This window comes from Paraburkholderia sp. J7, assembly GCF_905220155.1.
GTDB lineage: Bacteria > Pseudomonadota > Gammaproteobacteria > Burkholderiales > Burkholderiaceae > Paraburkholderia.
Map to the genome: position 1 here is coordinate 267,578 of NZ_CAJMYZ010000009.1, position 13,991 is coordinate 281,568.

Genomic DNA, 13,991 nt, shown 5'->3' on the forward strand with positions numbered 1-13,991 from the left:
CGCAGTGTTACCGATAACAAATAGCGTGCTGTTCACTGCCAGCGCAGAGATCCAGCAAACACACCACGAACCACGTGGAAATAGCCTCCCCTGCTGCGGGACCGTTCAAAGGCATATGTGAAAGGAGACACATCCCATGCCAACCCTGACCCAGATTGCGGACTCGCCGTCCGCCGTCAATGAAGCCGAAGACCTCTTGTACCGCAAGGTATTGAAGCGCATCTTGCCGCTTTTGCTTCTGTGCTACGTCGTCGCCTACCTGGACCGCGTGAACGTCGGCTTCGCCAAGCTGCAGATGCTGGATTCGCTGGGCCTGAGCGACAGCGTGTACGCCGTGGGCGCGAGCATTTTCTTCTGGGGATACTTCCTCTTCGAAATGCCGAGCAACCTGCTGCTTCACCGCTATGGCGCGCGTTTCTGGATCGCGCGCATCATGGTGACATGGGGCATCGTTTCTTCGTCGCTCGCCTTTATCGCGCCGCTCGCGAGCGTCTTTCACGTGCAAACCTCGACGATGTTCTACATCCTGCGGTTTCTGCTCGGCGTGTGCGAAGCGGGCTTTTTCCCCGGCATCATTCTGTACCTGAACTACTGGTTCCCGGCGCGCCGCCAGAGCGTCGCGATGTCGGGGTTCCTGATCGCCATTCCGGTGAGCCTCACGCTTGGCGGGATCGTCTCGGGGTGGCTCATGGAAAACACGCATGGCCTGTTCGGCCTGGGCGGCTGGCAATGGATGCTGTTGCTCGAAGGCATTCCTTCGATCCTCGTCGCCTTCGTGGTGCTGGCGCGCATGGGCGACGGCATTCAGTCGGCGAAATGGCTGAGCGCCGCCGAAAAAGCGGTGCTGCAAAAGAATCTCGAACAGGAGAGCGGGAAGAAAACGCATAGCGCCATGGCGGCACTGAAAAGCCCGCGCGTCTGGCTGTTGACGTTCATTCTTCTCACCTTCAATACCGGCTTCTATGGCCTGGCATTCTGGCTGCCTTCGATCATCAAGGCTTCCGGCGTGAAGAGCACGTTCAATATTGGCTTGCTGACCGCCATTCCCTATCTCAGCGCAGTGGTCGCCATGATCTGGAATGCGTCGCACTCCCGCAAGACGGGCGAGCGCCGGCTGCATGCGGCCATTCCGGCTTGTATTGGCGGCGTCGGCCTGATTCTGAGCGCACTGTTCGCGCACAACGTGGCGCTTTCGATCGTATTCCTGACGATTGCCACCTGTGCGATCCTTGGGCTCATGCCGATTTACTGGACGTTCCCGGGGCAGATTCTCTCGGGCACCGCAGCGGCGGCCGGTATTGCGCTCATCAACTCGGTCGGCAATCTGTCGGGTTTCACGGGCTCCATGATCACCAGTGTGGCGAAGGACCTGACCGGCGACATCAATAACGGCACCTATGCGCTGGGCGCCTGCTTGCTCGTGAGCTGCGTGCTCATTCTGTCGATTCCGAAGAGCATGCTGAACCGCGATCCGGTGGAAGAGAACTGAGCCTTATGCAATTCAGCTAAATCGTCCGTTGCGAAGGCCACCATCTGGCTGCGCCTTCCTTACACGATCCCTTTTTTGCAAATTGCGCCGGCCTTGTGCCGGCGCTTTTTTTGGGGCTTCCGAAGTCCGGCCATTACGCGCAATTGGCCCCCTGACCATCCCAGCGCTTGCACAAAAAACGTCCAAAATAAACAATGCGAGGTGCCTAAAGAATTTCAGCACGCTGCCGTTAAGCCGTGAAGACTGCTTTCCGCCCGATACACCACGATCGGGCCACCATCAAGCCATGGAGACGCTGTGATTCGACACTGCCTTGGAGGCCTGCTGCTGGCGCTCGGTTGTCTTGGCACCGCGGTTGCCGCGGGCCCCGACTGCTCGCGCTCATTTACGCTCGCCTTACACGATCACGGGCTGCTCTACTCGGTCGACACGGACACGGGCATCGACAAGGACTTCGCCGACGCATTGGCGCGGCGCAGCGGCTGCCAGATCCGCGTGAGCCTGATGTCACGCGCGCGCATCTGGAAACTCATCGAATCGGGCGCGCTCGATTTCAGTCTTTCGGGTATTGCGAACGAAGAGCGCAATCAATACGCCGATTTTGCCTGGTACTTCAGCAACAAGTACTATCTGCTGGTTCGCAAGGATTCGGGCATCCACCAACTGGCCGATTTCGAGCACAACGATAAGTTCCAGCTCGGTGTGATTCGCAGTTTCCGCTACAGCGCGTCGGCCAATCGCCTCGTCGACTCGCTCTCCGCCGAAAACCGCGTGAGCCAGGCCGGGGGCCTCGAGCCGCTTTACCAGGCGCTGATTCTCGGGCGCATTCAGGGAATGATCATCGAGCCGTTCGATTATCCGGCTATCGATGAAGCGAAGATCCGGAGCGTGACCAATATCGTGGAGTTCGACGATCCACCCATTCCGCATGGACTCATCATGTCGAAGAAGGCACTCTCGCCCGAAGAGCGGGACAAGTGGCGCGCCCTCGTCAACGAAATGATCGCCGACGGCACGGTGCGCCGCATCTTCACGAAGTACTTCAAGCCCGACCTCGCCGACTCGATGGTCCCCTTCTAGACACCACCATGACCCGGACGCGCCTCGTTCTGCTCCCGCTACTGGTTCTCTGCGCCGCCCTCGGCGTGACATGGGCGCTCTGGAACCACGAGCGTGAAGCGGCCCGCCACGAACTGCTTACGCAGTTCGACTTTTCGCTCGGCGACGTCGTGAGCCGCATCGAACAGCGCATGGGCACGTACGAGCTTTTGCTGCGCGGCGTGCAGAGCCTCTTTGCCGCGAGCGGCGAAGTCGACCGCGACGCATTCCGGGCTTACGTCAACACGCTGAATCTCGACGCCAACTTTTCCGGCATCCAGGCGATCGGCATCATCGCGTGGGTGCCGCAAACGCAAAAGGCGGCGCATATCGCGGCCATGCAACAGCGCGGCCTGCCGGGCTACGCGATCGAGCCCGATGGCGCGCGCGAAAACTACGCGCCCATCATTCAGCGCGAGCCGTACATCGGCGCCAATCGCGCGGCGCCCGGTTTCGACGCCTGGGCCGACCCGGTGCGCCGCCGCGCCATGGAGCAGGCGCGCGACACCGGCATGGCAACCATTTCCGGCAAGGTGCGCCTTTCGGTGGACACCGATCCTGGCGCCGACCCCGGCTTCGTGATGTACATGCCGGTCTATGCACGCGGCCAGCAGGCGCCGGAAAACGCCACCGACCGCCAGGCGCAGCTCGTTGGCTGGGTGTATGCGTCCTTTCGCATGCACGACGTCATTGCCAGTCTTTACGGCGAGGAGCCGCCCGGCCTCTCGGTTTCGATTTACGACGGCGTGGAATCGTCGCCGGACGCGCTGCTCTACAAAACGTCCGGCGCCACCCCTCATCACGTGCCCGGCGAGCTCTCGGCGACCGAATATCTCGTCGTTTGCGGACACGACTGGATGCTCAAGCTGATGGCGCGCGACGGTTTCAAGGCGCGCTTCGGCCGCGACGCGGCCACGCTCATCGCCATCACCGGCGCGGGCCTAAGCCTGCTGCTCGCGCTGCTCACGCGCCTCATGATGACGGGCCGCAGCCGCGCGCTGCGGCTGGCCTCGTCGATGACGAAGGAACTGCGCGAAAGCGAGGAAAAATTCCGCGCCATTGCCGATTGCACCGTCAACTGGGAAATCTGGTGGTCGCCGGAAGGCAAGCCGCGCTGGATCAACTCGGCGGTGGAGCAGTACATCGGCTATACCGTCGAAGAATGCATGGCCATGAGCGATTTTGCCTGCACGGTGATCTATCCGGACGACGCCTCCTACGTCGCCCCCGAGTTCCGCGGCGCGCAACTGGGCTCGCGCGGCGACAACCTGGAGTTTCGTTGCGTGCGCAAGGATGGCTCGCTCATGTGGCTATCCGCTTCGTGGGTGCCGATCACCGACTCCAAGGGCGATTTCATCGGTTTCCGCACGAGCGGGCGCGACATCACCGAGCGCAAGATCGCCGACCAGCGCATCAAGGAACTGGCCTTTTACGACGCGCTTACCGGCCTGCCCAATCGCACGCTGCTGCTCGACAACCTGAAGGACGCCATTACCGAGAGCGCGAGGAACGGCACGAGCGGCGCCCTGCTGTTCATCGATCTGGACCACTTCAAGACGCTCAACGACACGCTGGGCCACGACAAGGGCGACCTGCTGCTGCAGGAGGTGGCCAAACGCCTCGCGGCGAGCATCCCGGCAGGCGACACCGTGGCGCGCGTGGGCGGCGACGAGTTCGTCGTCGTGGTGGGCAATCTGAATCCCGTTCCCTGTGAAGCGGCCCGCCAGACCGAGGCCCTGGGAGCACGAATTCTCTCAGTGCTCGGCAATCCTTATCGACTCGACGATATCGACTACCGCAGCACGGCCAGTATTGGTGCGACGGTATTCAAGGGCTTCCAGGCATCGACGGACGACCTCATGAAGCAGGCCGATCTTGCCATGTACAAGTCCAAGGAACGCGGACGCAACGCGGTGCGCCTCTTCGACCCCGACATGCAAACCGTCGTGGTGGAGCGTGCCGCGCTCGAGGCGGCGCTGCGCGAAGCGATCGAAAACGAACAGTTCGTGCTGCACTACCAGATGCAGATCGACCGCGACCGCGTAACCGGCGTCGAGGCGCTGGTGCGCTGGCGTCATCCCGTGCGCGGGCTCGTGTACCCAGCCGATTTCATTCCGGTGGCCGAAGAAACCGGGCTCATTGCCGAGTTGGGCAGTTGGGTTCTGCGCGCAGCCTGCACCCAACTGGCGCGCTGGGCCGCGCAGCCCGACACCGAGCATCTCACGATCGCGGTCAACGTCAGCGTGCAGCAGCTTCACCAACCCGACTTCGTGGAAAGCGTGCGGGCCACGCTCGAACAAACCGGCGCGCGAGCGGACCGGCTCAAGCTCGAGTTGACGGAAAGCGTGCTGGTCGACAACGTGCAGGAGATCATCGAGAAAATGGAAGCGCTGAAGACGGACGGCATCGTCTTTGCGCTCGACGACTTCGGCACCGGCTATTCGTCGCTCGCGTATTTGAAGCGCCTGCCGCTCGACCAGCTGAAAATCGACCGCTCATTCGTGCGCGATGTTCTCATCGACCCGAACGACGCCGTGATCGCGCGAACCATCGTAGCGCTCGCGCACAGCCTGGGCCTCGGCGTGATCGCCGAAGGCGTGGAAACCGAGGAGCAACGCGCCTTCCTCGCCTCGGCCGGATGTTACGCGTATCAGGGCTATCTCTTCTGCCGCCCGGTTCCTGTCGAAGCGTTCGAAACGGCGTTGCGCGGACTCGAAGCGCCGCAGTGCGTCACGGAGTAGGCGCGCCACGCCGCTTTTCGTCTTAGGTTGTGCCACGCTGGCGCGGCACGAGCAGGTCGGACATGCCCACGCGGTGCAACATCTCCGCTCTCACGCGGTCCAGTACCGCGAAGCCGACGTCCGCACCGTCCTGGGTCGGATCGACATGCACGCGGAACGGCCGCTTCCCAAAGGGGGCATCGACCGCTTCGACAATCGCCTCGGCCACGAGGCCCACGTCGGCTTCCGGCGGCACGATGGCGGCGAACGCTTTCTGGATCTGCTCGCCGAACCCGGCATAAGGGCCCGCTTCATACGCCGCGACCACGCCCTTGTCTTCCGGACTGCCCGCATGCGAAAAGTGATTCGTGCCCGAGGTAAAGGCGCCCGGCACGATGATCGACGTTTCAATGCCCCAGCGCGAAAGCTCGCGTGCGTACTGAACGGCAATCGCGTCCATGGCGGCCTTCGCTGCAAAATACGGCGCGAGGTAAGGCGGCGTGCCGCCTGCGGAACTGCTGCTCGACACCCACACCACGAGACCCTCGCGCCGCTCGCGCATGTGCGGCAGCACCGCGCGGTTCACCCGCTGCGTGCCTAGCACGTTGATATCGTACAAGTGCGCATACTGCTCCGGACTGAACGCTTCGGCCGGCCCGAAGGCCATGTGACCCGCGTTGTGGACGATGACGTCGATATGCCCGCTTTCGGCGATCACGCGGGCGATGCCCTCGTCCACGGACGGCTGCGACTGCACGTCGAGTTCGACGGTGCGCAGATCCACGCCGTTGTGCCGCGAGAATACCGCCATCTGCTCGGCGACCGGGGCGTTGCGCCCGGTCGTCGCGCGCATGGACGCGTAGACGGTATGGCCCGCGTGGGCGAGTGCTTCGGCGGCAAGGCGGCCAAACCCGCTGGATGCGCCGGTAACGACAATGACTTTCTTCATGATGGGCTCCTTGTTCATCGTGAAAATTATGATCAGGACATCAAACAATGCCGCCGTTCACGCGTATCGTTTGACCGTCGATCCAGCTTGCGCCGCTGCCAACGAGAAACGAGACCACCTCCGCGATGTCGTCCGCCTGGCCGAGCCGCTCGAGCGGCGGCATCTTCGCAAGGCGCTCGATCTGCTCGGGCGTCTTGTCCTTCAGGAACAATTCGGTCGCGGTCGGTCCGGGGGCCACCGCGTTCACGGTGATATTGCGGCCGCGCAGTTCCTTGGCGAAGATGTTCGTCATCGTCTCCACGGCGGCCTTGGTGGCGGCGTAGACCGAGTAGCCCGGCAGCGCGAGCGCCTGGATGCTGCTCGAAAAGTTGACGACGCGGCCGCCCTGGCGCAGCTTCTTCGCGGCAATGCGCAGCGTATTGAAGGTGCCCTTGAGGTTGATCGCGACGAGCCGGTCGAAGAGCGCGTCGTCGGTATCGGCCAGATTGACGAGGCCCGGCTGCATGACGCCCGCGTTGTTCACGAGGATATCCACGCCGCCAAAGAGCGTAATGGCCTGATCGAACATCGCGGCCACCTGGGCCGGCACGGCCACGTCTGCCTGAATCGCCGCGGCGCGGCCGCCGGCTGCCTTGATTTCCTCCACGACCGCGTTGGCGTCCGCCGCGCGGCCGGCGTAGTTGACGACGACTGCGATGCCCTCGCTCGCGAGACGTTTGGCGATGGATGCGCCGATACCGCGGGAAGCGCCGGTAACGATTGCGACTTTGGGGGTGTTGGCTTGCGTGCTCATGGTGATGCTCCGTTTCGGTTGGGTGGGGATGTAACGCGGTGCAACGTGATGCGATGGGTGCATCTTCCCGCCAGGCAGCATTCCACGGTAGCCGCATAGCCAGAATATCGGTTATGCTTCCAGCGTATGACCATCTTCAACGACCTGAGTCTGCTGCAGGCGTTCGTTTCCATCGTGGAAAGCGGCAGCATCTCCGCAGCGGCGCGCAAGCTGAACCTGAGCCAGCCCACGCTGAGCCGCCAGTTGCGTTCGCTCGAAGATCAGTGCGGCGCGGCGCTGCTGCGGCGCGACACACACCGCATGAGCCTCACGGAAACGGGCCACCAGTTCCTCGCCGACGCGCAGGCGCTGCTCGCGCTAGCCGAGGAGTCGGAGCAGCGCATGCGGCGCGACCAGAGCGCGCTGAGCGGCAATATCCGCGTGTTCTCCACGATCGACTTCGGCCAGTCCGTGGTGAGCCGGATGATCAGCAGTTTTATCCAGGCGCACCCGGCGGTGAGAATGGAGTTGGCGTACTCGAACCGACCGCTGCACATGATCGAAGAGGGCTGCGACGCCGGTATCGTCGCGGGCGCGCTCACGGACGATCGCGTTGTTGCGCGCACGCTCGGCGAGATCCGGCGCTATCCGGTTGCCTCGCCTGCCTTCCTGAAGGATCACAAGCTCGCCAGCAAGCCGGAAAGTCTCCAGGCCTTACCGTGGATCGCACTTTCGAGCCGGCAATTCGGCGGTTCGAGAGATGTCACGCTGTATTCGGGGGCCGCCACGCATACGCTGCAGATCGAGCCCGTGATGATTTCGGAAGGGGTGACGAGCATGCGCGAAGCCGCACGCATGGGGCTGGGCCTCGCCGTGTTGCCGGAATGGCTGATCGAGGAGGATCTGATCTCGGGCCGCCTCGTGCGGGTATTGCCGAAATGGCAGGCGAAACCGCTCGCCGCGCAAATCGTCTATCCGCTGCAAAGACGGCTGCCGTTGCGCGTGCAAGCGTTGATCGAATTCGCGACGGAATATATGACGACGGTTCTGAAACCGCGCTAACGCCTGATTTCCTTCACGCGCCCCGGCGCGGCGCCGGGCCGCCGAACTCCGTAGCGCGCACGGCCTCGACCAGATAATCGACGAACGACACAATGCGCGCCGAGATCGCCGTGTTGCGGTAATACACGGCGTGAATAGGCTGCCGCACGTCCTGAGTCTGGCGCGCGAGCACCTGCACGAGGCTGCCGTTCGCGCGGTCCTGCGCCGTCATGAAGTCCGAAAGACACACGATACCCACGCCCGCGAGCGCGAGTTGCCGCAAGGTCTCGCCGCTCGACGACCACACATCGGGCTCGATGCGCAGCGGTTCGCCATCGGCGCCCGTGAGCGGCCAGACGTTGAGCGCTTCGGGTTGAGTGAAGCCGAGCAGCGTGTGCCGGCTCAAGTCCTCCACGCGCGCGGGCCGCCCGTGTGCCGCCAGATACTGCGGGCTCGCGAGCACCCGTATGCGGCTATTGCCGACCAGGCGGCTATGCAGCGTGGAGTCCTTGAGCCGCCCAATGCGGATCGCCACATCGGTGCGCCGCTCCAGCAAATCGATAATGCCCTCATTGCTGTTCAACTCCAGTTCCACCTGCGCATAGCGCTCGCGATAGCCCTGCACGAGCGGCACGATCACATGGAGCATGAAAGGCGACGCCGCATCCACGCGCAATCGCCCCGCCGGCATCTCGCGCCGCGCGAGCATCTGCTCCTCTGCGCCCTCCACCTGCTCGATGATGGCTCGCGCGTTGTGCAGAAAGGCCCTGCCCTCTTCCGTTAGCTCGAGCCGCCGCGTGGTTCTGCGCAACAAGGTTGTCTTGAGCTTTTCTTCGAGCCGCGCGAGCGTCCTGCTCGTGGCGGACACCGTGAGATCCAGTTGTTGTGCCGCCGCCGTGATGGAGCCGCTGTCCACCACCGTGGCAAAGGCCTGCAGTTCATCCAGAGTGATCTTCATTCTTGACTTGAAATCAAAACACTTTGGTTTATAGACCAGTTTTTCGTCAAAAGTAAAACCCGCACAATGCAGCGGTCCCAACTTGCCAATGCCCATCAAGGCACGACGTCATGCTCGACCGCGACCTCAGTCTACCCGCCACGGCCCGCCCTCAGCGCGCCGCCAACCCGCCTGCGCGCAGCGGCGCAGCGCTGCCGCTTCTGGCCCTCGCCGTTGGCGCGTTCGGCATCGGCACGACCGAATTCTCGCCGATGGGCCTGTTGCCCGTGATCGCCGAAGGCGTGCATGTGTCGATCCCCAGCGCGGGCATGCTGATCAGCGCCTATGCGATCGGCGTGATGGTGGGCGCGCCGCTCATGACGCTCGCGCTCGCCCGCTGGCCGCGACGCACCGCGCTCATGGCGCTGATGGGCATCTTCACGCTCGGTAACCTGCTTTCCGCCGTTGCCCCCGACTACACCACGCTGCTGCTCGCGCGGCTCGTCACGAGCCTGAATCACGGCGCGTTCTTTGGCATTGGCTCGGTGGTGGCCGCGAGTTTCGTGCCGCGCGAGCGCCAGGCAAGCGCCGTCGCAACGATGTTCATGGGCCTCACCATCGCGAACATCGGCGGCGTGCCGGCGGCCACGTGGCTTGGCGAGACCATCGGCTGGCGCATGTCGTTCGCCGCGACCGCCGGGCTCGGCGCGCTCGCCATTGCAGGCTTGTGGGCCGCGCTACCCAAAGGCGAAGCGGGCGACATGCCCAACCTGCGCGCCGAACTCGCCGTGCTCACGCGCCCGGTGGTGCTCGGCGCGCTCGCGACCACGGTGCTCGGCGCAGGCGCGATGTTCACGCTCTACACCTATGTCACGCCCACGCTCACGCATCTCACGGGCGCGACGCCCGGCTTCGTGACCGCCATGCTCGTGCTGATCGGCGTGGGCTTTTCCATCGGCAACGCGGCGGGCGGGCGTCTCGCCGACCGCTCGCTCGACGGCACGCTGCTCGGTTTTCTCGCGCTGTTGATCGTCGTGATGCTGGCGTTTCCGGCGCTCGCCGCTACGCATGTGGGCGCGGCTGCGGCACTGCTCGTCTGGGGTGTCGCGACCTTCGCGGTCGTGCCGCCGCTGCAAATGCGCGTGATGCGCGCCGCTCACGATGCGCCGGGGCTCGCCTCCTCCGTCAATGTCGGCGCGTTCAATCTCGGCAACGCGCTGGGCGCCGCCGCGGGCGGTGCTGCGCTGTCCGCTGGTTTCGGCTACGGCGCGGTGCCGATCGTGGGGGCGCTCATCGCGCTGGGCGGCGTTGCGCTCGTCGTCGTGCAGATCGTCGTGAAACGGCGCGCACGTTAAATCATCGTTAGTGCTCAGGTAACCCAATTAGTCATTTTTTAAGGAAAGCATCATGAGCCAGATTCCCGCATTCGGTCTTGGCACGTTCCGCCTGCAAGGGCAAGTTGTCATCGACTCCGTGCGCAACGGCCTCGAAGTCGGCTACCGCGCCATCGACACCGCGCAGATCTATGGCAACGAAGCCGAAGTGGGCGAAGCGATCGCCGCTTCCGGCATCGCGCGCAACGATCTCTTTCTCACGACCAAGATCTGGGTCGACAATTACTCGCGCGACAAGCTGGTACCGAGCCTGAAGGAAAGCCTGAAGAAGTTGCGCACCAACGAAGTCGATCTCACGCTGATTCACTGGCCCGCGCCCAACAACGGCGTGTCGCTGGAAGAATTCATGAGCGCGCTGGCCGAAGCGAAATCGCAAGGGTTGACGAAACAGATCGGCATTTCCAACTTCAATATCGAACTCACGAAGCAGGCCATTGCCCTGGCCGGCAAGGAAAACATCGCGACCAACCAGATCGAGTTGAGCCCGTATCTGCAGAATCGCAAGCTCGTTGGCTTCCTCCAGCAAGAAGGCATTCACGTGACCTCCTATATGACCCTCGCCTACGGCAAGGTGCTCGGCGCCCCCGTGATCCGCGCGATTGCCGACCGGCGCCACGCCACGCCCGCGCAAGTGGCGCTCGCCTGGGCGCTGCGCCTTGGCTACTCGGTCATTCCCTCTTCGACGAAGCGCGAAAACCTCGCCAGCAACCTGCTCGCGCAAACGCTGGAAATCTCTGACGACGACATGGCGCAGATCGCCGCGCTCGAACGCAATGGCCGGGAAGTGAGCCCCGAAGGCCTCGCTGTACAGTGGGACTGACGCGGGATTGAAACAGCACGTTTTGCAATACGAAGGAACACCCATGCGTATCACCATTCCCTCGCGGATCGGCTTTGGCACGGCTCCGCTCGGCAACATGTACCGCGAGATTCCCGAAGAGGAAGCGCTCGCCACCGTTGAAGCCGCCTGGCAAAACGGCATTCGCTATTTCGACGCGGCCCCGCTCTATGGCGCAGGGCTCGCAGAACTGCGCCTCGGTGAGGCACTCGCGCGCCACCCGCGCAATGAGTATGTGCTGGGCACCAAGGTAGGCCGTCTCATTCTGGACGAAGTGGAGTCCACCACGGCGCGCGACCTCGGCGAAAAAGGCGGGCTGTTCGAGCACGGCCTGCCGAACCGCATCGTCTACGACTACACCGAAGCCGGCACGCTGCGCTCGATCGAAGACAGCCTCAAGCGTTTGCGCACCGACCATCTCGACTACGTCTGGATTCACGATCCGGCAGTCGATTTCCACGGCGAAGCGTGGCGCGACGTATTCGACGTCGCGATGTCGGGCGCGGCGAAGGCGCTCACGCGCCTTCGCGAAGAAGGCGTGATCAAGGCGTGGGGACTCGGTGTGAACCGCGTCGAGCCCTGCGAACTGGCGATCGAGCGCGCCGATCCCGACGGCTTCTTGCTCGCCGGTCGTTACACGCTGCTCGATCATGCCAGCGCGCTCGAAAAGCTGATGCCCGCGGCTCAGGCGCGCGGACTCGGCATTATCGTCGGTGGTCCTTATAATTCCGGGTTGCTCGCAGGCGGCACGCATTACGAATATCAGAAGGCGCCGCAAGCGATGATCGATCGCGTCGAGCAGATCAAGGCAATGTGTTCGCGTTACGGCGTGGATATTCGCGCGGTTGCGCTGGCGTTCTCGCTTGCTCACCCTGCGGTGGCAGGCGTGATTCCCGGCGCGAGCCGCCCCGAGCGTATTGCGGAAAATCGCGCGCTCGCAAATTGCGCGATTCCCGCCGCGCTTTGGGACGAACTCAAATCGGCAGGCGTGATCAGCGCGAACGCGCCGACCCCGCAGAACTAACGCATGGAGCTGCCAACCATGGCTAACGTTAGCATATCCGTCGAAATCGCCGCGCCCGTCGAATCGGTCTGGGCGATGCTCGGCGATTTCAACGGTCTCCCCGCGTGGCTCGAGTTCGTGCGTTCGTCGCGGCTTTCGGACGGCGGCCGCATTCGCCACCTCGAAGCCATGGGCGGCGCGATCATCGTCGAAGCCCTGCTCGAGCACAGCGCAACGGAAATGTTCTATCGCTACGCGATCGTCGAAGGCCCCGATCCGGTTTCGGATTACGTGGCGACGCTTAGCGCGCGGCGGATCGATGCGGACACAACGGCCGTCACCTGGGCGAGCCGGTTCGAGCCGCGCGATGCGCGCCAGGCCGCGTCGCTCGTCGGGCACTACGAGGTGCTGTACCGTGCTGGACTCGATCGCCTCAAGACGCTAGCCGAGGCGCGCGCCTGAGCGCGACCAAAGCCGCGCCGCGTTACATCGACGATTCGAGCATGGCGCGGTAATCGGCTTCCGAGGCCTCGCGCGGATTGGTCTTGTGGCTGTGATCCTTGAGCGCGCCCTTGATGATCTCGGGGAACATTTCAGCATTCACGCCAAGCTGCGCGAGGCCGGTCGGCAAACCGAGCCGTTCGGTCATCGTGCGTACCGCGTTCGCCACTTCGGCGCCGCTGCCCAACCCCATCGCCGTCGCCAGACGGTCGAGCTTGCCTTCGTCACGCACCGAAGGGGATGGCTCGTTGAACCGCAGCACCGCCGGCAGAAAGATGGCGTTCAGCGTGCCATGATGCAAGCGCGGATTGATGCCGCCGAGCGAGTGACTCAGACTGTGCACGCACCCCAGGCCCTTCTGGAACGCCAGCGCGCCCTGCATCGAGGCGCTCATCATGTTCAGGCGCGCGACGCGGTCGCCGCCATCGCGCGTTGCGCGCTCGATATGGCGCCACGCGCGCCACAATCCGTCTAGCGCAATGCCATCCGCGGGCGGATTGAAGGCGGGCGCGAGAAAGGTCTCCATGCAATGGGCAATGGCGTCCATGCCCGTCGCCGCCGTCAAGACCGGCGGCAAACCCAGCGTGAGTTCGGGATCGCAAATCGCCACACGCGGCACGACATAAGGCGAAATCACGCCGACCTTGCGGCCATCGTCGAGAATCAGGATCGCGCCGCGCCCCACTTCGCTGCCGGTGCCCGCCGTCGTCGGCACCGCGATAACCGGGGCGGTCTTCGACGTGATATTCGCCGCTCCGCCTTCGATCACCGCGAAGCGCTGCAATGGCCCTTCGTGCGTTGCGCAAACGGCCACGCCTTTTGCGAGGTCGATTGCCGAACCACCGCCAACGGCGACAATGCCGTCGCACTCTCCGGCGCGATAGGCCGCCACGGCCTCGCGCACCGCCGCCTCATTCGGATTGGGCGGCGTGCCGTCATAGATCGTTGCGCTCGCAACGCTTGCCAGTGCGCCAAGCACGCTATCGATGATCCCCGCTGCGCGCACGCCCTTGTCCGTGACGATCAACGGCCGGCTGATGCCCACGCGTGCGCATTCGTCCTTGAGCAGACGGATGGCGCCAAATTCGAACTGGATCTGCGTGACGTAGTTGATGAGGGACATAGGATTGAGCTTCAGTTATAGTGAATTCAGCCATTGCGACGGCAATCTCTCGAGACTGCAATTCGATTACCGCATTTCGGCCGCATAGTGCTATTGTTTCGGGCCAGTATAGGGAGACGCCCATTA

General features: G+C 63.6%; 12 protein-coding genes. 8 read left to right on the forward strand and 4 right to left on the reverse strand.

All coding sequences use genetic code 11. The features are described from left to right. Window positions 1-136 precede the first annotated feature (136 nt). The 3 genes from U5A58_RS17190 (at window position 137) to U5A58_RS17200 (ending at window position 5,328) form a co-directional block, all read left to right on the forward strand. A complete protein-coding gene (locus U5A58_RS17190; protein WP_321911999.1) occupies window positions 137-1,489 on the forward strand; it encodes an MFS transporter in 1,353 nt (450 codons plus the stop codon). Between the two features lie 297 nt (window positions 1,490-1,786). Next, complete coding sequence (locus U5A58_RS17195; protein ID WP_321912001.1) at window positions 1,787-2,569, forward strand: substrate-binding periplasmic protein; 783 nt, start codon at window positions 1,787-1,789, stop codon at window positions 2,567-2,569. Between the two features lie 8 nt (window positions 2,570-2,577). Next, window positions 2,578-5,328 carry an EAL domain-containing protein gene (locus tag U5A58_RS17200; protein WP_321962337.1) on the forward strand — a complete coding sequence of 917 codons (2,751 nt, stop codon included), beginning with the start codon at window positions 2,578-2,580 and terminating at the stop codon, window positions 5,326-5,328. A gap of 22 nt (window positions 5,329-5,350) precedes the next feature. Here U5A58_RS17200 and U5A58_RS17205 read toward each other — a convergent pair whose 3' ends face one another. Continuing rightward, window positions 5,351-6,256 carry an SDR family oxidoreductase gene (locus tag U5A58_RS17205; RefSeq protein WP_321912005.1) on the reverse strand — a complete coding sequence of 302 codons (906 nt, stop codon included), beginning with the start codon at window positions 6,254-6,256 and terminating at the stop codon, window positions 5,351-5,353. A gap of 40 nt (window positions 6,257-6,296) precedes the next feature. Beyond that, complete coding sequence (locus tag U5A58_RS17210; RefSeq protein ID WP_321912007.1) at window positions 6,297-7,049, reverse strand: SDR family oxidoreductase; 753 nt, start codon at window positions 7,047-7,049, stop codon at window positions 6,297-6,299. Window positions 7,050-7,175: 126 nt separating this feature from the next. Between U5A58_RS17210 and U5A58_RS17215 the strand changes: the two genes are divergently transcribed. Beyond that, on the forward strand, window positions 7,176-8,090 hold the full coding sequence (locus tag U5A58_RS17215) for a LysR family transcriptional regulator (protein WP_321912009.1): 915 nt from the start codon (window positions 7,176-7,178) through the stop codon (window positions 8,088-8,090). A gap of 13 nt (window positions 8,091-8,103) precedes the next feature. Here the strand turns inward: U5A58_RS17215 and U5A58_RS17220 are convergent, their stop codons facing one another. After that, window positions 8,104-9,027, reverse strand: coding sequence for a LysR substrate-binding domain-containing protein (locus U5A58_RS17220; RefSeq protein ID WP_321962338.1), 924 nt, complete (start codon window positions 9,025-9,027; stop codon window positions 8,104-8,106). Window positions 9,028-9,137: 110 nt separating this feature from the next. On the opposite strand from U5A58_RS17220, the gene U5A58_RS17225 reads away from it, so the two are divergent. From U5A58_RS17225 to U5A58_RS17240, 4 genes are read left to right on the forward strand one after another with little or no spacing between them, the layout of a single operon-like run. Then, on the forward strand, window positions 9,138-10,361 hold the full coding sequence (locus U5A58_RS17225) for an MFS transporter (protein WP_321962339.1): 1,224 nt from the start codon (window positions 9,138-9,140) through the stop codon (window positions 10,359-10,361). 52 nt (window positions 10,362-10,413) lie between these two features. Further along, on the forward strand, window positions 10,414-11,220 hold the full coding sequence (gene dkgB / locus U5A58_RS17230; protein WP_321962340.1) for a 2,5-didehydrogluconate reductase DkgB: 807 nt from the start codon (window positions 10,414-10,416) through the stop codon (window positions 11,218-11,220). A gap of 43 nt (window positions 11,221-11,263) precedes the next feature. Beyond that, window positions 11,264-12,262 (forward strand): aldo/keto reductase, encoded by a 999-nt coding sequence (locus tag U5A58_RS17235; protein ID WP_321962341.1) that lies wholly within the window; start codon window positions 11,264-11,266, stop codon window positions 12,260-12,262. A gap of 18 nt (window positions 12,263-12,280) precedes the next feature. After that, a complete protein-coding gene (locus U5A58_RS17240) occupies window positions 12,281-12,703 on the forward strand; it encodes an SRPBCC family protein (protein WP_321962342.1) in 423 nt (140 codons plus the stop codon). Window positions 12,704-12,725: 22 nt separating this feature from the next. Here U5A58_RS17240 and U5A58_RS17245 read toward each other — a convergent pair whose 3' ends face one another. Then, window positions 12,726-13,865 carry an iron-containing alcohol dehydrogenase gene (locus tag U5A58_RS17245; RefSeq protein ID WP_321962343.1) on the reverse strand — a complete coding sequence of 380 codons (1,140 nt, stop codon included), beginning with the start codon at window positions 13,863-13,865 and terminating at the stop codon, window positions 12,726-12,728. Window positions 13,866-13,991: the final 126 nt, after the last annotated feature.

Bases quoted from the DNA above. Each gene is read 5' to 3' on its own strand.
- U5A58_RS17220 (WP_321962338.1), bottom strand. From the start codon at position 9,027: ATGAAGATCACTCTGGATGAACTGCAGGCCTTTGCCACGGTGGTGGAC.
- U5A58_RS17205 (WP_321912005.1), bottom strand. From the start codon at position 6,256: ATGAAGAAAGTCATTGTCGTTACCGGCGCATCCAGCGGGTTTGGCCGC.
- U5A58_RS17200 (WP_321962337.1), top strand. From the start codon at position 2,578: ATGACCCGGACGCGCCTCGTTCTGCTCCCGCTACTGGTTCTCTGCGCC.
- U5A58_RS17210 (WP_321912007.1), bottom strand. From the start codon at position 7,049: ATGAGCACGCAAGCCAACACCCCCAAAGTCGCAATCGTTACCGGCGCT.
- dkgB (WP_321962340.1), top strand. From the start codon at position 10,414: ATGAGCCAGATTCCCGCATTCGGTCTTGGCACGTTCCGCCTGCAAGGG.
- U5A58_RS17240 (WP_321962342.1), top strand. From the start codon at position 12,281: ATGGCTAACGTTAGCATATCCGTCGAAATCGCCGCGCCCGTCGAATCG.
- U5A58_RS17235 (WP_321962341.1), top strand. From the start codon at position 11,264: ATGCGTATCACCATTCCCTCGCGGATCGGCTTTGGCACGGCTCCGCTC.
- U5A58_RS17215 (WP_321912009.1), top strand. From the start codon at position 7,176: ATGACCATCTTCAACGACCTGAGTCTGCTGCAGGCGTTCGTTTCCATC.
- U5A58_RS17190 (WP_321911999.1), top strand. From the start codon at position 137: ATGCCAACCCTGACCCAGATTGCGGACTCGCCGTCCGCCGTCAATGAA.
- U5A58_RS17245 (WP_321962343.1), bottom strand. From the start codon at position 13,865: ATGTCCCTCATCAACTACGTCACGCAGATCCAGTTCGAATTTGGCGCC.
- U5A58_RS17225 (WP_321962339.1), top strand. From the start codon at position 9,138: ATGCTCGACCGCGACCTCAGTCTACCCGCCACGGCCCGCCCTCAGCGC.